Source organism: Rhodococcus sp. ZPP, assembly GCF_017656075.1.
Classification (GTDB): Bacteria; Actinomycetota; Actinomycetes; order Mycobacteriales; family Mycobacteriaceae; genus Rhodococcus_F; species Rhodococcus_F oxybenzonivorans.
The window spans coordinates 5128932-5146335 of sequence record NZ_CP058638.1 but is presented as its reverse complement, the minus strand read 5'-3'; the positions used below and the strand labels follow the sequence as shown (position 1 = coordinate 5146335).

Here is a 17404-nt window from a genome sequence, read left to right as displayed (position 1 = left end):
AAATTTGGAGGAGACGAATGACCGTCGATCACGCGCCGGAAGGCGTGAAAAGCCCGACCGGATGCCCCGTTTCAGGTATGGCGGCAGGCTTCGATCCGTTCCAGGGCGCCTACCAGGTCGATCCATCCTCGTCGCTGCGGGAAGCCCGCAAAGAAGAGCCGGTGTTCTACAGTCCACTGCTCGACTACTGGGTGGTCACGCGCTATGAGGACATCAAGCGGATCTTCAAGACACCATCGGTGTTCTCCCCGTCGATCACTCTCGACCAGATCACCCCGATCAGTGACGAGGCGCTGCAGATCCTCGGCAGCTATCAGTTCGCTCCCGGCCCGACCATCGTGAACGAGGACGAGCCGATCCACACCGAACGTCGCCGACTGCTGCTGCAGCCGTTCGAAGCCGAAAACGTCGCCACCCTCGAACCGAAGATCCGCGAGGTCGTCAACACCTACCTGGACCGGGTCATCAAGGATGGCCGGGCCGACCTGATCGGCGATCTCCTCTACGAAGTTCCCTGCATCGTCGCGCTCATCTTCCTCGGCGTGCCCGACGAGGACATCGAGACCTGCCGCCACTTCGGGATGCAGCAGACCCTGTTCACCTGGGGACACCCCACCGGAGACGAACAGACCCGGGTCGCAACCGGGATGGGGAAGTTCTGGGAATTCGCAGGCGAACTGGTCGACAAACTCGAGGCCGACCCGAACGCGAAGGGGTGGATCCCCCACGCAATCGAGATGCAAAGGCAGCACCCCGACCTCTTCGACGACAACTACCTGCAGAACATCATGATGAGTGGTGTGGTGGCCGCGCACGAAACCACCACCAACGCCACCGGTAACGCGTTCCGCACCCTGCTCGAGAACCGCAGCTCCTGGGAAGAGATCTGCGCCGACCCCACGCTGATCCCCAAGGCCATCGAAGAATGCCTCCGCTACAGCGGATCCGTCGTCGCCTGGCGCCGCAAGGCCGTGGTTGACACCACTGTCGGCGGAGTCGATATCCCGGCCGGCGGTCGACTGCTGATCGTCATGGCGTCGGCGAACCGCGACGACTCGATGTTCCCCGAGCCCGACGACTTCGACATCCATCGAGGAAACGCCCGACGCCACTTGACATTCGGCATCGGCAGCCACACGTGCCTGGGCGCGACGCTGGCGCGGTTGGAGATGAAGGTCTTCCTCGAAGAGGTCTCGCGGCGCCTGCCGCACATGTCACTCGTTGCTGGACAGGAATTCTCCTACCTTCCCAACACCTCGTTCCGGGGACCCGAGCACGTGTTGGTCGAGTGGGATCCCCAGCAGAATCCTGTGCCCGCCGACCGACCCTGACCGACCCTGACCGACCCAACGAAACGAGGACACCATGTACCGCGTCACCATCGTCTACAACCAGCCCGCCGACCCGGCCGCCTTCGACGAGCACTACAGCTCCAAACATTTGCCTCTGGTGCAGCAGATCCCGAGCGTCAAGCGGTTCGCCGCAGGAAAGTGTGAATCTCTCGACGGCAATCCCCCCTCGGCGTACGCGCTCGCGCAGCTGTACTTCGAGAGCAAGGAAGAAGCCGGGCAGGCATTCGCCTCCACAGCGGGTCAGAACGCCGCCGCCGACGTCGCGAACTTCGCCTCCGGCGGAGTGACGATGCTGTTCAGCGACGAAGAGACCGTTCTGCCGTGAGTCGGCGGTGGGGTGCCGGCTCGACTGCCGGCACCCCACCTGAGTTCGCCATTACTGCACTACCGTGAAAAGAGAGATAGACGTGCCTACCGTCACCTACGTTCACCCCGATGGAACCAAGCATGAGGTCGAGGTTCCTACCGGCAAAAGGGTCATGCAGGCCGCCATCGGCGCCGGAATCGACGGCATCGTCGCCGAATGCGGTGGCCAGGCCATGTGCGCGACATGTCACGTCTACATAGAAAGCCCCTGGGCGGACAAGTTTCCCTCGATCTCCGAGGAAGAAGACGAGATGCTCGACGACACCGTCAGCCCCCGCACCGAAGCCAGTCGCCTGTCCTGCCAGCTCGTGGTCAGCGACGACGTCGACGGTCTGATCGTCCGGCTTCCGGAGGAGCAGGTATGAGTATCGACCGCATCGTCATCATCGGTTCCGGACAGGCCGGATTCGAGGCCGCCGTCAGTCTGCGCAGTCACGGATTTGCCGGATCGATCACCCTGGTCGGTGACGAGCCGGGTGTGCCCTACCAGCGGCCACCGTTGTCGAAGGCGTACCTGCACTGTGATCCGGACCGGGAATCCCTTGCGCTGCGTCCGGCCCAGTACTTCGACGACCACCGGATCACGCTCGCGTGCGGCAAGCCCGTCGTCCGCATCGATCGCGATGCACAACTGGTGGAGCTGATCGATGCCACCGTCATCGAGTACGACCACCTGATCCTGGCGACCGGCGCCCGCAACCGGCTCTTGCCCGTCCCCGGCGCCGACCTTCCCGGTGTGCACTACCTGCGAACCGCCGGTGAAGCAGAGTCCCTCACTTCGAGCATGGCCTCGTGCTCGTCCCTGGTCGTGATCGGGGCCGGCTTCATCGGTCTCGAGGTCGCCGCAGCGGCCCGCAAGAAGGGCCTCGACGTGACCGTCGTCGAAGCGATGGATCGGCCGATGGCCCGCGCCCTGTCGCCGGTGATGTCGGACTACTTCTCCACCGCACACACCGAACACGGTGTGCACATGCGGCTGTCGACCGGCGTGAAGACGGTCGTCGCAGTCGACGGCCGAGCAGCGGGGGTCACCACCGCGTCCGGCGACGTCATACGCGCCGACGCCGTCGTCGTGGGTATCGGTGTCGTACCCAACATCGAACTCGCCGCCCTGGCGGGCCTGCCGGTTGACAACGGCATCGTCGTCGACGAGTACCTTCGCACACCCGACGAGAACATCTCGGCGATCGGTGACTGCGCCGCTTACCCGATCCCGGGAACAGCCAGTTTGGTGCGACTCGAATCCGTACAGAATGCGGTCGATCAGGCCCGCTGCCTCGCCGCTCAGCTCACCGGCACCAGCACCAATTACCTGAGTGTGCCGTGGTTCTGGTCCGAGCAGTACGAATCGAAACTGCAAATGGCTGGGCTGACGGCCGGCGCGGACATCCACGTGGTTCGCGGTTCCGTCGACAGCGGGGCGTTCTCCAACTTCTGCTTCCTCGGCACCCGGTTGCTGGGAGTCGAGTCGGTCAACAAGCCCCGCGACCATATGGCGGCACGAAAGATCCTTGCCTGCGGTATGCCGCTTACTCCGGAGCAGGCAGCGGACACGGACTTCGATCTCAAACTGGCGATCACCCGGCACAAGGGCACGCACAAGGCCGAGGTTGCTTCAGCCGAAGTCGGCGAGCGTCAGGTGGTGGCGTCATGAGCGGAAGGTTTCGGATCGAGCGGGTCGTCACCGAGGGAAAATTTGCCCTCGACGGCGGAGAGTGGAACGTCGACAACAACATCTGGCTGATCGGTGACGATACCGACGTCGTGATCGTCGACGCCGCTCACACCGCGCAGGCGATCATCGACGAGGTCGGAGGCCGGCACGTGAATGCCGTGATCTGCACGCACGGTCACAACGACCACGTCACCGTCGCCCCCGAACTCGCCGAGCGTCTGTACGCCCCTGTGCTGCTGCACCCCGGTGACGACGTGCTGTGGAAGATGAGCCACCCCGACGCCAAGTACTGGCATCTCGAGGACGAACAGCGAATCGCCATCGCGGGCACCGAGATCCAGGTGATCCACTCACCCGGTCACTCGCCGGGATCGGTGTGCCTGTACCTGCGCGAGGCCGGGGTACTGTTCTCCGGGGACACCCTGTTCTCGGGCGGTCCCGGCGCCACCGGCCGGTCCTACTCGGACTTCCCGACCATCATTGGGTCGATCCGCGACCGGCTGTTCGCACTTCCCGAAGAAACGCTTGTCCACACCGGACACGGTGAAGAAACCACGATCGGCACCGAGGCACCTCATCTTTCCGAATGGATCGCGCAAGGGCAGTAAGCAAGCCAGGGCTCCCCCATGGTGCGCCGCATCACGGCGCACTCATCATCCACCTCCCAAGCAGGAGACGTTATGAATGCGGAAGAGCAAGCCATGCTCGAACTGGCCCGAATCTGGGCACCCTACGGAGGTGCGCGGCCCGGTGACATCCTCGTCGAGTTCGGCATGAGCCCAGCAACGTTCTATGCGAGAGTAACCCGAATCCTGCGCACCATCGCGATACGGAACAGGCCACTCGCCGAGCGCCATCTGATCCTGGAGAACGCGGCACGCTACTCCATTCAACCTGCCCCCGTGTACGAGTAGGGAATTGGAGACACGTCACCATCCGTCGCGGTTGGACCGCCGCAACAATCCCGGGTTCGCACGCGGCGCGCACGAAAGGCGTTCACGAACGCGGAAGAGACACCACCGGTGAAGCACCAGTCAGATTCGGAAATCCGGCAGCGGTGACGGACAGGACCTCGGTCCGAGTCTCCTTTACGCGATCGAACAGTTGGAGCTGGCCATACGGTCACGGATGGACACAATCCTGCGCCCGGCCGGCATCACGACTCTCCAACACACCGCCCTGGCGGTCTTACGTCGCTGCGATGGACTCTCTTCCGCCGAGCCGGCCCGCAATTCCTTCGTCACAGTGCAAACTATGGACGAGATGATCATCGCGCTCGAGAGTCGAGGTCTGGTCAGTCGGCGGGTCGACCCCAGCAACCGCCGGCAAATGCTGACGACAGTCACGGCGACCGGAGTGGAGCTACTCGATTGCTATCGCCGGTAAGTCTCCGCACTCGAGGAACAGATGGTCAGTCAGCTCACCCCCCGCCAGCGTGGGAACCTCCGTGAGTATCTCAATTCTTGCCGTGCCGGCTTGACCGGCTCCCAAGCACATTGACCGACACATTCCGTCCGTTCGGTTCTCCTTTACTCTGGGGAGCAGCACCGTGCGCCGATGCACCCGTGCTTCCGGGCATGCCAGGAGCAGCTCGATTTTCTGGATCGCCAACTTCACAGTTGCTCGTGAGAGAGCCAACGCGGGGGTGGTGAACCTGCCAGCGTGAAAGTAGGAGGAGGCTGCCCGCCCATGCCACCATGCAGCGCAGAGGAATGGAAGCCTCTCGAAGATCGCGGCAGGGTGGACAGAGCTGGCGGCAGGCCCGAGAGGACACTCGGGGGCGGCTCTATCGTCCTGCGCGGCCGGCTGACACCCCGCACACGGCACTTCGGACCAGTCACTTCCCGGACCCACCAAATTCCACCCTACAACCGGGGCCACCGGTTCGTCTTGACACAGAGAGGCGCCGTTTAGTAACCGGCGGGGATGCCGAACACCCGGATCGCATCGCGGTACATGCCGAGTTGCTGATCCTTGGTCAAGGGCGCGACTTCGGCGATCAGCTGTCCCGCACTGGTAACGGCGCTCATCGCGCCGACCACCGGAAGCCCGGCAACGTTGAAATCGACCGTTGCCCTACGGATGTGGTTGGCCGACGTCACGATGATCGCGCCACCCGCACCGAGCGAGCGCGCCAGCGGAACCGAGTTCAGTGCGTTGGCTACCGTCGATCCGGCACGGTGCTCTGCGTGGATCCGCTGGTGTGCAACACCGTTGGCTTGCAGCCACCCCTGCATGGCGGCTGCCTCGGTGATGCCGTTATTTGGGTTACCGCCGGTGACGATGATGGGCGAGAACGGCGACACGAACGACTGGATCACTGTGGCCTGTAGCCGGTTGATCAACTCCGGGCGCATGCTGCCGTCGGGCAGCAGTCCGTAACCGAGAACGATGATGGCGGTGGACGGGCCTTGGATTGCCGGAAGCGGGTTCGGTGGCGTGAACGACGCAGTCCTGACTGCGTCGAGCAGGCCGTGCACGCCGGCCCGCATGCCTGCGTCCATCGCCCCCAGTCGTGCGAGCGCGGCCTCGCGGGTGATCAGGTCGGAGGCGGCATCGGCATAGATCGCTTGCAAAGCCACCGCATTCGGGTCGCCCGGGTCCTGGGCGACGGCTCCGCCGATGTCGGCGAGCGCACCTCGGGTGTCCCCGTCAGCGAATTTTCCCTGGGCACTGTTGAAGAGATCCGCCGCCGAGGCCGAGGCGATCGCAGTGGGTGAGACGAGGAGGACGAACGTGAAGAGGGTGGACAGGAGAGCGGCCAACACCGCTCTGGCCGGATACGGCCGGACACGCGTGTGCATTCTCAACGAGGACCTTTCCGTCGGATTTTCACTACAAGACTCGTGCGATGGTCCGTGGAGCGTCGGCGGCCAGTGTAGTGGCCCGACCGGTCGCACTGCGCGGTTTCGTACCCGGCGGTTTCCTTCGCCAATCAGGACAGGACCCGTCCGCAATCGGTGGCATTCTTGTCGTCATGCGAGAAACTTCGGCGCGACTCCTCCGGATGCTCTCACTCCTGCAGACCCGCAAGGAGTGGTCGGGAGCCGAACTGGCCGATCGACTCGGGATCACACCGCGCACCGTTCGCCGGGACGTCGACAAGCTTCGCGATCTCGGTTATCCGGTCGACGCGACCGTCGGCGTCGGCGGCGGATATCAGCTCGGTGCCGGTGCCGAGATGCCGCCTCTGCTACTCGACGACGAGGAGGTTCTGGCGGTGGCACTGGGACTCCAATCCGGCTCCACCGGTTCGGTGGTGGGCATCGGCGAGGCGTCGATGCGCGCTCTCGCCAAGCTCCGGCAGGTGATGCCGTCGCGGCTTCGGCACCGCCTCGAGACGTTGCAGGTCGACGTGGTGCACCGAGAACCCGCACGGAGCGCCGTCGACGCCCAGGTGCTTTCCAGCGTCGCATCTGTGTGCCACAACCACGAGCGGCTCCGCTTCGACTACAGCACCCACGACGGCACCGCGAGTCGCCGCGAGGTGGAGCCCTATCGACTCGTTCGGTCCGGGGTCCGCTGGTATCTGGTGGCATGGGATCTCACGCGCGCCGACTGGCGTTCGTTCCGGGTGGATCGGATGACGCCGAAGATTCCGACAGGACCCCGCTTCACGCCGCGTGAGCTCCCACCGGGCGGCGCCGCCGATTTCGTCGCCCGCGGAATCACCCGCGCCGTCACCCGGGTACGCGCGCGAGTGCTGTTGCACGCTCCGATCGGTGAGATCGCACCCATGGTGCACGAAGACTGGGGCACTCTCGAGGAACTGCCGGACGGCCGCTGCGCGGTGGCGCTCGGCGGCGACTCCCTGGCGTCGATCGCTCAGTGGCTCAGCGCTTTCGGTACCGATTTCACCGTCCTCGATCCCCCTGAGCTGCGGGAAGAGTGCCGACGGGTGGGCGAGCGCCATCGCCTCTTCGCCGACCGCTACGGTAACGCCTGACCAAGACGCCGTGCGGTGGTCACCGTGTCCGGGATAACGACGGAGCGACACGGTCGTTGTTCGGCGTCCGAGCATTGACGAGACGAAAGGTCGGGGTTGTCGGGGATGCAGCACACGATTGTCGAGGAGGGGCGCGCTCGCGCGCCGTCATGGCCCGAAAACAGCGCGAAAGTGCTTGTGGGGGCCCATGTGGCGCTCGGCGCCGCAACCGTCGTCACCATGGTGTTCTCGCTGGCGTTCCTCTGCACACTCGACAACGGAAACGATCCGTGGACCTGGCCGGCACGGTACTCGTCGGCATGGTATGTGCGCGGCGATTCTCGCCTCGACGGTGTGGGCACTTCTCGTCACCGGCGTGCTGATCTTCCGGCCGGCACGCCGACGCGGACTGGGCACCGCAACCTTCCTCGTCGCCGTGACCCTCGGTATCTGCGCCGTCGTCGGTCTCTTCGGCCCAAATTCTGCGCTTCAGCTCTGGCTGGTGTGCGCAATCAATCTCGCGTATCAGGCTGCGCATCTACGTTCGGTGTGAGATGAAAACGAGGCAAGGCCCCACTCCTGCGGAGTGGGGCCTTGCTCGAACGTCATGTCCCGGCGAACCGGGAAGTCATAGCCGTTCTCAGACCAGGGTGACGCCGGTGGCCTGCGGGCCCTTGTTGCCCTGGCCGATCTCGAACGAAACACGCTGGTTCTCCTCGAGCGTGCGGAAGCCGCCGCTCTGGATCTCCGAGTAATGGACGAACACGTCAGCGCTGCCATCCTCGGGGGCGATGAAGCCGAACCCCTTCTCGGAGTTGAACCACTTCACGATGCCCTCTGCCATGTAAATCTCCTCTAACACAGTTTCTTCTTCAGGTAACCGGCTCGGTTACCAGGGTCATCTGACACGACCGCTTATGACAATTCCTGTGGAGGACGTCCAAACGCTCGCAACCATCGATTTGCGAGCGTGGGAAACACAAACACAAAACTTACGACCTCCAATAGTGAACCACATCCGCGCCCGCTTGTCTCCCCCAACCCCGGAATCTGGGTCGATCGGCGCCCACCTGATGGGATTCGACACCTCGTGCCGGCGCTCGCCTCGGCCCGATCCACTCACTTCGCTGCCGGCATCCTCCGCAGGATGGGGGAACCGCGGCTACGGACGGGTGGCAGCAAGACGCACGAATGCCGCAGCGTCGAGCCTCTCCCCGCGCGTGGACGGCTCGATTCCTGCCTCGACGAGCCTGCGCTCCGCTTCCGCCGGCGATCCGGCCCAGCCACTGAGCGCCGCTCGTAAAGTCTTGCGGCGCTGCGCAAATGCCGCGTCGATCACGGCAAACACTCGTCGCCGGTGCTCGTCGTCGATCGGCCACGGAGGTTCTGCGTAACGATCGATCCGCACCAATCCCGACTCCACCTTGGGAACAGGCCAGAAGACCGCTTTGCCCACGGACCCCGCACGGCGGACCGAACCGAAGAAGTTGGCCTTCACGCTCGGCACTCCGTAGGTCTTGCTGCCGGGCTGTGCCGCCAGGCGGTCCGCCACCTCGGCCTGCACCATCACCAGAGCCGTTCGCAGACTGGGCAATTCCGCAAACAGGTGCAGCAGCACCGGCACGGCCACGTTGTACGGCAGGTTGGCGACGAGCGCGGTGGGTTCACCGGGGATCTCGGACGGCTGGACGCGCATCGCATCGGCCCCGACCACGGTCAACCGGTCCGCGAGCCCCGGAGCGCGGGCGGCGACCGTGACCGGCAGCCGGGCGGCGAGGTTGGGATCGATCTCGACCGCAATCACCTTGTCCACCACGTCGAGTAGCGCCAGGGTGAGCGACCCTAGACCGGGCCCGACCTCGAGAACGATGTCGCTGCTCCCCACGCCGGCGGTGGCCACGATACGACGAACGGTGTTGGCGTCGTGAACGAAGTTCTGCCCCAGCTGCTTCGTGGGGCGCACACCGAATTCCTCGGCTAGCGAACGCACTTCGGCGGGGCCGAGCAGAGCAGCCTGCCCTCGGGGAGACTGGCCTCGTTCGACATGGGGTGATTCGGCGTCGGACACCAGGGGAACTTTAACGGACTCCGAGCCTGCCCGAACACGTCGGCCATGCTCCCCAGCCCTGGGTCTGCTGCGTTCGGGACGCGATGGCGATCTGCTCCTCGCGGGTGGCGAGATCGGCCCGCGGCGCGTACCTGAGACCGCCCTGACGCTCCCAGGTGTTCTGGTCGAACTGAACGCCGCCGAAAAAGCCGTTGCCCGTGTTGATGGCCCAGTTCCCGGTGGCTTCACACTGCGCGAGCGCATCCCAGACGGCGCCGTTCTCGACGGGAGGCACCTCCGTGCCCGGTTTCGCGCCGACTCTGATCACCTTGGGCTGCGCGGGCGTGGTGACCGTGGCCGCCACCTGGTTGCGGCCCACTTCCCTGCCGTTGACCGTGTTGACCGCAAAGGTGACGTCCTGCACACCCGGCATGCCAGGGTTCTCCACGACGGTGCGGCTCATGTTCATCGTGGGGTCGTCGATCCGCTGCTCCGGCGGCGCCAACGGCAGGGTTTCGACCTTCGTCTCGACTCGGTCGCGGGTGACCGTGACGCCCATACCCTCCGCCAGCGGCGTGTCCGCGGGGGGCACGACCGTGTCGGCCTGTTCGAGAGGCGCACCGTGCGCGGTGAGGAAGTCCCCGACCGTCGGTGCCGCCAGCCGCACATCCGTCACCGGCGAAGCGCCGTCGGTCAGCCTGACCACCATCGGGTTGAGCACCTCCAGCGCGGCGCCGTCGAGGGGCAGGCGCTGCGAACGCGACGCGGATACGTGCACGTCCTCGGCGAGTTCCAACTGCTTCAACGCGTCCTCGACGGTGAGCGCCGTGGTCCACACGGTCTTGGGCTGACCGTCCACGGTCAGGGACACCTCGCGTGCGCGGCGCAGAACCACCGTGTCACCGTCGGACAGGGATGCGTCCCGTTCCGGTGCCACCACGTCGCGCTCGTCGAGCGAGTACCCGGCGTCGGACAGCGCGGCGTCGACACTGGTACTCATGGTGCTCAGCGAGACCTTCTCACCGTCCACGTCGAGTGTGACGGTCTTGTGCCGGACCACGGCCATCACTCCGCCCGCGATCAGTGTGGCGAGAAGCAGCGCGACCACGGTGTACAGCAGCGGCGAGCGGGCCGAGTTGATCTTGGCGAAGGGCGACATCGTGTTCCTTTACTCGAGCCGAGCGGGTCAGCGGAGTCCGAGCTTGCTGGTGCAGGCGGGCCATGCACCCCAGCCCTGCGTCGCCTGAACCTTCTCGGCGACGGAGATCTGCTGCTCGCGCGACGCGAGGTCTGCGCGAGGGGCGTAGGCGGTGCCACCGAACGCTTCCCAGGTGCTCTGCGTGAACTGGAGTCCGCCGTAGAAGCCGTTCCCGGTGTTGATGGCCCAGTTGCCGGTGGCCTCGCAGTGCGCAATGGAGTCCCAGGTCGACGCGTTGGAGATGGCGATCTCCTTCACGCCGACACGGACGACGGCGGGCGCCGGTTCGCGCAGGATCTCCGACTTCAGTTCCTGGCGGCCTGCCTCGACCCCGTTGACGGTCTTCACTGCGGCCGTCACGGTGCGCTCACCGGGAACGCCCGGGTTCTCGACGACGGTCTTGCCCTTGTCGAGCGCGGGATCGTCCACGCGGTTCTCGGGGGGCGCGATCGGCAGGGTCTCGGTGCGGGTCTCGGTGCGGTCGCGGGTGACGCGGATCTCGGCGCCGTCGACGACGGGGCTGTCGGCGGGAGGTACGACGGTGTCGGCCTGCTCGAGCGGGGCACCCTTGGCCGCCAGCAAATCGCCCACGGTGGGGGCGGCGAGGCGGACCTCGGCGATCGGCGCCCCGCCGTCGGCAACCTTGACGAGCTTGGGCTCGACGACGTCCAGCTCGGCACCTTCGAGCGGAAGGCGCTGCGAACGCGACGCCGAGACGTGCACGTCGTCGGCCAGTTCGAACTGCTTCAGAGCGTCGTCGACGGTGAGCGCCGTGGTCCACACCTTCTTCGGCTCTCCGTCGACGGTGAGCGTGACCTCACGGGCGCGCCGCAACACGACGGTGTCACCTTCGGAGATCGAGGCGCCGGCAGCGGGCGCGACAGCGTCACGCTCGTTGAGGGTGTACCCGGCGTCGTCGAGGGCCCCGCTCACATCGGTAGCCATGGTGCCGAGCGACATGCTCTCGCCGTCGACGTCGATCGTGACGGTCTTGTGCCGGGCTACGGCCAGGGCGCCACCGACGACGAGGGTCGCAAGCAGTGCGGCGACCACCACGTAGAGAAAGGGCGATTTGGCGTTGTTAAGTCTGGCGAGTACTGACACATCAAGTCCCAAAGGCTGGCGAAAGTTTGATCACGGTACGGTAACGAATCGGCTTTGCTATGGCAACTTTGCAGCCAGCACCTGCTACCTAGATCACAAAAAGATTGAGATCGGACATGGTTTTCGACTGGGACGCGAAAACGCGTCGAATTCGGGCCACCCGCGGTGACGCAGTATCTTGCGTCTGCACCAAGAGCCCGGAAGCGACCGGGCACCTGTCATAGAAAGCTGGGGTTCCGTGCACAGCAGATCCGATCGACTTCTGAGACACGCCAGACGTCCGAGAGTGCCCGCGGTGATCGCCGCGCTGACGCTGCTCGTCACACTCGTCGCGCCAGGCCTCGCGAGCGCGCAACAGCCCGATCCGAACGGCGCGCAACAGCCCGCCCCGGGCAACAACTACATCATCGCCACCGATATCACGTTCGCGCCGTTCGAGTTCCAGGACGAGTCCGGCAAGCTCGTCGGCATCGACATGGATCTGCTCGCGGCCATCGCCGAAGACCAGGGATTCGACTACACCGTCAACGCGGTCGGATTCGACGCCGCACTACAGGCGGTCACGGGCGGGCAGGCCAACGGAATGATCGCCGGGATGTCGATCACCGACGCCCGCAAGGCCACATTCGACTTCTCCGACCCGTACTTCGAGTCGGGCGTCCAGATGGGCGTGCTCGAGGACGACGACTCGATCGCCTCGTACGAGGATCTGCGCGGCAAGTCGGTCGCAGTCAAGAACGGCACCGAGGGTGCCACCTACGCGGAGTCCATCAAGAATCAGTACGGCTTCACCACCAAGTACTTCGCCGACTCGTCGAGCATGTTCGACGAGGTGCGCACCGGTAACTCGGCCGCCGTGTTCGAGGACTACCCCGTACTGGCCTACGGCATCAAGCAGGGCAATGGTTTCAAGACCGTCACCGACAAGGTTCCGGGCGCAAGTTACGGCTTCGCCGTGGCCAAGGGCCAGAACGCGCAGTTGCTGCAGCAGTTCAACGCCGGGCTCGCCAACCTGAAGGCCAGCGGCCAGTATGACGAGATCCTCGCCCGGTACCTCGACACCGACGCGAGCACAGACGACAATTCCATTCTCGGATTGATCAAGAGCACCTACCCGCTGTTGCTCGAGGGACTGTGGCTCACGATCGTCCTCACCGTGGTCTCGATCGCGATCGCTCTCGTGCTGGGCGCAATCTTCGGCCTGTTCCGGGTATCGACCAACATCGTGCTGCGCGGAATCGGCACCACCTACGTCGACGTCTTCCGCGGAACGCCGTTGCTGGTGCAGGCCTTCTTCATCTACTTCGGCATCCCGGCGGCACTCGACTTCCAGATGTCGGCGTTCACCGCCGGCATCATCACGCTGAGCCTCAACGCAGGCGCGTACATGGCCGAGATCGTGCGCGGCGGCATCCTGTCCGTCGACAAGGGCCAGATGGAAGCGTCGCGAAGCCTCGGAATCAGTTATCTGAAGTCGATGCAGAAGGTGGTGATGCCGCAGGCCGTGCGCACCATGATCCCGTCGTACATCAATCAGTTCGTGATCACCCTGAAAGATACGTCGATCCTGTCCGTGATCGGGCTGGCCGAGCTCACGCAGACCGGGCGCATCATCATCGCCCGCAACTACCAGTCCTTCAACATGTGGCTGATCATCGGCGTCATGTACTTCATCATCATCATGGCGTTGACCAAGCTGTCGAACCGCCTCGAGAAGAGGATCAATCGATGACCGAATCGAACCCGACCCCGACGGCCACCACTGAGCCGAAGATTCGCGTGCGCGGTCTGAAGAAGTCGTTCGGTGACAACGAGGTACTCAAAGGCATCGACGTCGAGATCCAGAGCGGCGAAGTGGTCTGCGTGATCGGCCCGTCCGGCTCCGGCAAGAGCACCTTCCTGCGCTGCCTCAATCGGCTCGAGGACATCACCGGCGGCAGCGTCGTCGTCGACAACTTCGACGTGAGCGACAAGAAGATCGACATCGACCGGGTGCGTCAGCACATCGGCATGGTGTTCCAGCACTTCAATCTGTTTCCGCACATGACGGCAATCGAGAACGTGATGCTGGGACCCGTCCAGACAAAGCGGGCCACCAAGGAGGAAGCACGGGCAACGGCGGTCCGCCTGCTCGATCAGGTCGGGCTCGCCGAGAAGGCGGACGCCAAGCCCGCGAGCCTGTCCGGCGGGCAGAAACAGCGGGTCGCGATTGCGCGCGCTCTCGCCATGAACCCGGACATCATGCTGTTCGACGAGGCCACCAGCGCCCTCGACCCGGAGATGGTCGGGGAGGTGCTGCAGGTGCTGCGCGACCTGGCGAAGGGTGGCATGACCATGGTGGTGGTGACGCACGAGATGGGCTTCGCCCGGGAGGTCGCGGATCGGGTGATCTTCATGGCGGACGGTTACGTGGTGGAGGAGGGCACACCCGAGCAGATCTTCGGGAGTCCCCGTGAGGCCCGTACCCAGGACTTCTTGAACAAGGTCCTCTGACACGAAAGTGGCAGAGGACGCCCGAGGCGTCCTCTGCCACTTTCAGCGAGGTCAGACGCGCGCGGTGTCCTTCGCCGCCCAGGGCAGCTTGGCACCGAGGAGTCCGTCGACGCCGTACGCGCCGGACCCGATTACTGCAAGAAGCAGAGAGCTGACGCCGAGGGCGAGGACCAGTTCGTATCCGCCCTCACTGGCGAAAATGCCCTTGTCGATGTGCGCGATGAAGAACGCGCCCACCATGTCGAGGAACAGCAGGATGCCGAAGATCGGCACCGCCGCGCCGACGATCAGTGCGAGACCGCCGATGATCTCGAGCCAGGTGACCACGAACGCCGAGATACCGGGGAGTGGGACACCCATGCTCTCGAATCCGGCCGTCTGCTTGTCCAGCCCGTTGGTGAAGGCCTTCTGCCAGCCGTGAGCGAGGAAGATGATTCCGATGCCCACCCGGGCGATGAGAATTCCGAGATTGCGAACTGCGGGGTTGTTCATGACCGTGCCTTTCATCGAGGCGTCCCCGCGGATCGGGACGACCGTTACGTGACGGCCATCAGCCTAGAATGTCCTAGTTGAAACTTCAACATAGGGCCTTCGGCCCTGTGAGTGGTTAACGAGTCCAGGGACTCGTCAACCACTCACGGGCCGGAGGCCGTAGACCCGCTCCGCGGTGACCGTCGACGCCCGTGCCAGCGCTTCCGGTTCCTCACCGCGAACCTCTGCCAAAGCACGCACCGTGTAGGGCAGGCAATACGGCTCGTTGGGCGCGCCCCGGAACGGGTGCGGTGTGAGGAACGGGGCGTCCGTCTCCACGATGAGCTGGTCGGCGGGTACGAGGGGAGCCGCCTCTCGCAACGCCTTCGCGTTCTTGAAGCTGACGGTGCCCGAGAAACTGAGTACGTATCCCGCGTCGATGCACTTCCGCGCCATGGCCGCATCCGACGAGAAGCAATGGAAGACCACCGTATCGGGCGCCCCCTCCTCGCGCAGCACGTCCAGCAGCGCCTGATCTGCGTCCCTGTTGTGGATCATCAGCGTTTTTCCGAGCCGTTTCGCCAGGTCGATGTGCCATCGGAAACCTTCTTCCTGCTCCGGCACGGTGGCGCAGCCGTCGAGCTTCCCGGGCCAGTAGAAGTCGAAGCCCGTCTCCCCGACCGCCACCACCCGCGGATCGCCGGCCAATCGCTCGATCTCGGCCTTCGTGCCATCGTCGAGGACGTTTGCCCTCGTCGGATGAATGGCGACGGCCGCATACACCCGCGCATCCCAGTTGGCCGCATCGACGGCGAACCGTGCGGCATCGAGGTCGTCGGCCACGGTGACCACTCGCTCCACACCGACAGCGGCGGCCCGGTCCACGATCTTCCGGACACTCGCCGCGTCCGAGGCTCCGCACGCGTCGAGATGAGTGTGAGCGTCGACGAGCGGAAACAGTGGCTGGGGCGCTTCGGGTGCGGGACGGTCTTTGCTCATGCGCACATTGTCGACGGCGACACCGCGTGAACGCCAACACCCCGGTCTCGCGGCCGGTCGAAGCGGCGTTTACACCAATCTGCGCGTCGCGGAACCGCGGGGCGCAGATAGAGTGGTCGCACCATGAATGCTGCTGACTCCACCGCTTCGCGGCCACCTTTCTATCTGACGACGGCGATCGCGTACCCCAACGGCGTCCCGCACATCGGTCACGCGTACGAGTACATCTCCTCGGACGCGCTGGCACGGTTCAAGCGCCTCGACGGGTTCGACGTCTTCTTCCTGACCGGAACCGACGAGCACGGCCTGAAGATGCAGCAGACGGCGATCAAGGAAGGTATCGACGTCCGTGAGCTCGCCGCCAGGAACTCCGACGTGTTCGAGGCTCTCGACAAGACCTTGAACATCTCGTACGACCGGTTCATCCGGACCACGGACACCGATCACGAAGAAGCCAGCAAGGCGATCTGGCAGAAGATGCTCGAGCGAGGTGACATCTACCTCGACACCTACTCGGGCTGGTACTCGGTGCGCGACGAGGCCTTCTACACCGAGGCCGAGACGACACTTCAGGAGGACGGCTCGCGGTTGTCCACCGAGACCGGGACGCCGGTCGAATGGACGGAGGAGTCGACCTACTTCTTCAAGCTGTCCGAGTACCAGGACAAGCTGCTGCGGTTGTACGAGGAGAACCCGGACTTCATCGCGCCGGCGACACGTCGCAACGAGATCGTCAGCTTCGTCAAGGGCGGCCTGAAGGACCTGTCGATCTCACGCACCACCTTCGACTGGGGTGTCCCGGTTCCCGGCCACCCCGAGCACGTCATGTACGTGTGGGTGGACGCCCTCACCAACTACCTCACCGGTGCGGGCTATCCCGACACGGAGTCGGAGCAGTTCGGCAAGTTCTGGCCCGCGAATCTCCACATCATCGGCAAGGACATCACCCGGTTCCACACCGTGTACTGGCCGGCATTCCTCATGTCGGCGGGAATCGAGTTGCCGAAGCGGGTCTTCGTGCACGGGTTCCTCTACAACAAGGGCGAGAAGATGTCGAAGTCGGTCGGCAACGTCGTCGACCCGGTCGCCATGGTCGAGCAGTACGGACTCGACGCCGTCCGCTTCTTCCTACTGCGGGAGATCTCGTACGGACAGGACGGCAGCTACAGCCACGAGGCCATCGTCACGCGCATCAACGCCGACCTGGCCAACGAGCTGGGCAACCTGGCGCAGCGCTCGCTGTCGATGGTGGCGAAGAACTGTGACGCCCAGGTTCCGGTGCCGGGTGAGCTGACCGACGAGGATTCCGCGATGCTCGCCTCGGCGGACGCCCTGCTGGCCAAGTGCCGTGCCGAATACGACGTCCAGGCGTTGCATCTCGCACTGGAGGCGATCTGGTCGGTTCTCGGTGAGACCAACCGGTACTTCTCGAAGCAGGAACCGTGGGTCCTGCGCAAGACCGACCCCGAGCGGATGGCCACCGTGCTGTACGTGACGCTCGAGGTGGTCCGCATCGTCGGAATTCTGGTGCAACCGGTGATGCCGAATGCGGCGGAGAAGATTTTGGACCTCCTGGGCCAGAAAGCGGAGGCCCGCCAGTTCACCGACCTCGCCACCCGCATCGTTGCGGGCACGCCACTGCCCGCACCGTCGGGCGTTTTCCCTCGTTACGTGGACGAGTGAGCCGTGCAGGGCCGAGTTGTCGGACCCTGCATGCACACTCTCCCCCATGACGGCGAATAGAACATACATTCGATCTCTACACGGCGGATTC

At 64.6% G+C, this 17404-nt stretch carries 19 protein-coding genes; 12 read left to right on the top strand and 7 right to left on the bottom strand.

Features of this window, described 5'->3' with window-relative positions; translation table 11 throughout:
• The first annotated feature begins 17 nt into the window (after window positions 1–17).
• The 7 genes from HYG77_RS23840 (at window position 18) to HYG77_RS23810 (ending at window position 4779) form a co-directional block, all read left to right on the top strand.
• The gene (locus HYG77_RS23840) at window positions 18–1331 is read left to right on the top strand and encodes a cytochrome P450 (RefSeq protein WP_208960827.1); all 1314 of its coding nucleotides are present in this window, start codon (window positions 18–20) and stop codon (window positions 1329–1331) included.
• A 34-nt stretch (window positions 1332–1365) separates the two neighbouring features.
• Entirely contained in the window at window positions 1366–1677 is a 312-nt protein-coding gene (locus tag HYG77_RS23835) for an EthD family reductase (RefSeq protein WP_208960826.1), read from the top strand.
• Window positions 1678–1759: 82 nt separating this feature from the next.
• A complete protein-coding gene (locus HYG77_RS23830) occupies window positions 1760–2083 on the top strand; it encodes a 2Fe-2S iron-sulfur cluster-binding protein (protein WP_109332483.1) in 324 nt (107 codons plus the stop codon).
• The gene (locus tag HYG77_RS23825) at window positions 2080–3372 is read left to right on the top strand and encodes an FAD-dependent oxidoreductase (protein ID WP_208960825.1); all 1293 of its coding nucleotides are present in this window, start codon (window positions 2080–2082) and stop codon (window positions 3370–3372) included. The genes HYG77_RS23830 and HYG77_RS23825 overlap by 4 nt, the downstream gene beginning before the upstream one ends.
• The gene (locus tag HYG77_RS23820) at window positions 3369–4001 is read left to right on the top strand and encodes an MBL fold metallo-hydrolase (protein ID WP_208960824.1); all 633 of its coding nucleotides are present in this window, start codon (window positions 3369–3371) and stop codon (window positions 3999–4001) included. Before HYG77_RS23825 ends, HYG77_RS23820 begins: the two co-directional genes overlap by 4 nt.
• A 72-nt stretch (window positions 4002–4073) precedes the next feature.
• A complete protein-coding gene (locus HYG77_RS23815; protein WP_208960823.1) occupies window positions 4074–4307 on the top strand; it encodes a DUF3263 domain-containing protein in 234 nt (77 codons plus the stop codon).
• A gap of 214 nt (window positions 4308–4521) precedes the next feature.
• A complete protein-coding gene (locus HYG77_RS23810; RefSeq protein WP_208960822.1) occupies window positions 4522–4779 on the top strand; it encodes a MarR family transcriptional regulator in 258 nt (85 codons plus the stop codon).
• A 524-nt stretch (window positions 4780–5303) separates the two neighbouring features.
• Here the strand turns inward: HYG77_RS23810 and HYG77_RS23805 are convergent.
• Window positions 5304–6197 carry a YdcF family protein gene (locus HYG77_RS23805; RefSeq protein WP_208960821.1) on the bottom strand — a complete coding sequence of 298 codons (894 nt, stop codon included), beginning with the start codon at window positions 6195–6197 and terminating at the stop codon, window positions 5304–5306.
• A 173-nt stretch (window positions 6198–6370) separates the two neighbouring features.
• Between HYG77_RS23805 and HYG77_RS23800 the strand changes: the two genes are divergently transcribed.
• Window positions 6371–7339, top strand: a complete 969-nt coding sequence (locus HYG77_RS23800) for a YafY family protein (RefSeq protein ID WP_208960820.1) — start codon at window positions 6371–6373, stop codon at window positions 7337–7339.
• Between the two features lie 304 nt (window positions 7340–7643).
• Window positions 7644–7871 (top strand): hypothetical protein, encoded by a 228-nt coding sequence (locus HYG77_RS39810; RefSeq protein ID WP_244373081.1) that lies wholly within the window; start codon window positions 7644–7646, stop codon window positions 7869–7871.
• Window positions 7872–7958: 87 nt separating this feature from the next.
• Here the strand turns inward: HYG77_RS39810 and HYG77_RS23790 are convergent, their stop codons facing one another.
• From HYG77_RS23790 to HYG77_RS23775, 4 genes are all read right to left on the bottom strand, one after another.
• Window positions 7959–8162 (bottom strand): cold-shock protein, encoded by a 204-nt coding sequence (locus HYG77_RS23790; protein WP_109332503.1) that lies wholly within the window; start codon window positions 8160–8162, stop codon window positions 7959–7961.
• A gap of 318 nt (window positions 8163–8480) precedes the next feature.
• Window positions 8481–9386 carry a 16S rRNA (adenine(1518)-N(6)/adenine(1519)-N(6))-dimethyltransferase RsmA gene (rsmA, locus tag HYG77_RS23785; protein ID WP_208960819.1) on the bottom strand — a complete coding sequence of 302 codons (906 nt, stop codon included), beginning with the start codon at window positions 9384–9386 and terminating at the stop codon, window positions 8481–8483.
• Window positions 9387–9396: 10 nt separating this feature from the next.
• Window positions 9397–10524 (bottom strand): resuscitation-promoting factor, encoded by a 1128-nt coding sequence (locus tag HYG77_RS23780; protein WP_208960818.1) that lies wholly within the window; start codon window positions 10522–10524, stop codon window positions 9397–9399.
• A gap of 27 nt (window positions 10525–10551) precedes the next feature.
• Window positions 10552–11667, bottom strand: coding sequence for a resuscitation-promoting factor (locus tag HYG77_RS23775; RefSeq protein WP_109332506.1), 1116 nt, complete (start codon window positions 11665–11667; stop codon window positions 10552–10554).
• Window positions 11668–11953: 286 nt separating this feature from the next.
• Between HYG77_RS23775 and HYG77_RS23770 the strand changes: the two genes are divergently transcribed.
• Together HYG77_RS23770 and HYG77_RS23765 are read left to right on the top strand one after the other, a co-directional pair.
• Complete coding sequence (locus HYG77_RS23770; RefSeq protein WP_208960817.1) at window positions 11954–13399, top strand: amino acid ABC transporter substrate-binding protein/permease; 1446 nt, start codon at window positions 11954–11956, stop codon at window positions 13397–13399.
• Window positions 13396–14160 carry an amino acid ABC transporter ATP-binding protein gene (locus tag HYG77_RS23765; RefSeq protein ID WP_109332513.1) on the top strand — a complete coding sequence of 255 codons (765 nt, stop codon included), beginning with the start codon at window positions 13396–13398 and terminating at the stop codon, window positions 14158–14160. The genes HYG77_RS23770 and HYG77_RS23765 overlap by 4 nt, the downstream gene beginning before the upstream one ends.
• Window positions 14161–14211: 51 nt before the next feature.
• On the opposite strand, the gene HYG77_RS23760 is transcribed toward HYG77_RS23765, so the two are convergent.
• Both HYG77_RS23760 and HYG77_RS23755 read right to left on the bottom strand, forming a co-directional pair.
• The gene (locus tag HYG77_RS23760; protein WP_109335287.1) at window positions 14212–14652 is read right to left on the bottom strand and encodes a DoxX family protein; all 441 of its coding nucleotides are present in this window, start codon (window positions 14650–14652) and stop codon (window positions 14212–14214) included.
• A 135-nt stretch (window positions 14653–14787) separates the two neighbouring features.
• A complete protein-coding gene (locus HYG77_RS23755) occupies window positions 14788–15630 on the bottom strand; it encodes a TatD family hydrolase (RefSeq protein ID WP_109332514.1) in 843 nt (280 codons plus the stop codon).
• 123 nt (window positions 15631–15753) lie between these two features.
• Here HYG77_RS23755 and metG point away from each other — a divergent pair, with 123 nt between their 5' ends.
• Window positions 15754–17313: a methionine--tRNA ligase gene (metG, locus tag HYG77_RS23750; RefSeq protein WP_159925044.1), complete on the top strand. Its 1560-nt coding sequence runs from the start codon at window positions 15754–15756 to the stop codon at window positions 17311–17313.
• Window positions 17314–17404 lie beyond the last annotated feature (91 nt).

Excerpts from the sequence above, each read along its gene's own strand:
- HYG77_RS23840 (WP_208960827.1), top strand. The coding sequence starts at position 18 with ATGACCGTCGATCACGCGCCGGAAGGCGTGAAAAGCCCGACCGGATGC.
- HYG77_RS23835 (WP_208960826.1), top strand. The coding sequence starts at position 1,366 with ATGTACCGCGTCACCATCGTCTACAACCAGCCCGCCGACCCGGCCGCC.
- HYG77_RS23825 (WP_208960825.1), top strand. The coding sequence starts at position 2,080 with ATGAGTATCGACCGCATCGTCATCATCGGTTCCGGACAGGCCGGATTC.
- HYG77_RS23820 (WP_208960824.1), top strand. The coding sequence starts at position 3,369 with ATGAGCGGAAGGTTTCGGATCGAGCGGGTCGTCACCGAGGGAAAATTT.
- HYG77_RS23815 (WP_208960823.1), top strand. The coding sequence starts at position 4,074 with ATGAATGCGGAAGAGCAAGCCATGCTCGAACTGGCCCGAATCTGGGCA.
- HYG77_RS23810 (WP_208960822.1), top strand. The coding sequence starts at position 4,522 with ATGGACACAATCCTGCGCCCGGCCGGCATCACGACTCTCCAACACACC.
- HYG77_RS23805 (WP_208960821.1), bottom strand. The coding sequence starts at position 6,197 with ATGCACACGCGTGTCCGGCCGTATCCGGCCAGAGCGGTGTTGGCCGCT.
- HYG77_RS23800 (WP_208960820.1), top strand. The coding sequence starts at position 6,371 with ATGCGAGAAACTTCGGCGCGACTCCTCCGGATGCTCTCACTCCTGCAG.
- HYG77_RS39810 (WP_244373081.1), top strand. The coding sequence starts at position 7,644 with ATGTGCGCGGCGATTCTCGCCTCGACGGTGTGGGCACTTCTCGTCACC.
- HYG77_RS23790 (WP_109332503.1), bottom strand. The coding sequence starts at position 8,162 with ATGGCAGAGGGCATCGTGAAGTGGTTCAACTCCGAGAAGGGGTTCGGC.
- HYG77_RS23780 (WP_208960818.1), bottom strand. The coding sequence starts at position 10,524 with ATGTCGCCCTTCGCCAAGATCAACTCGGCCCGCTCGCCGCTGCTGTAC.
- HYG77_RS23765 (WP_109332513.1), top strand. The coding sequence starts at position 13,396 with ATGACCGAATCGAACCCGACCCCGACGGCCACCACTGAGCCGAAGATT.
- HYG77_RS23760 (WP_109335287.1), bottom strand. The coding sequence starts at position 14,652 with ATGAACAACCCCGCAGTTCGCAATCTCGGAATTCTCATCGCCCGGGTG.
- HYG77_RS23755 (WP_109332514.1), bottom strand. The coding sequence starts at position 15,630 with ATGAGCAAAGACCGTCCCGCACCCGAAGCGCCCCAGCCACTGTTTCCG.
- metG (WP_159925044.1), top strand. The coding sequence starts at position 15,754 with ATGAATGCTGCTGACTCCACCGCTTCGCGGCCACCTTTCTATCTGACG.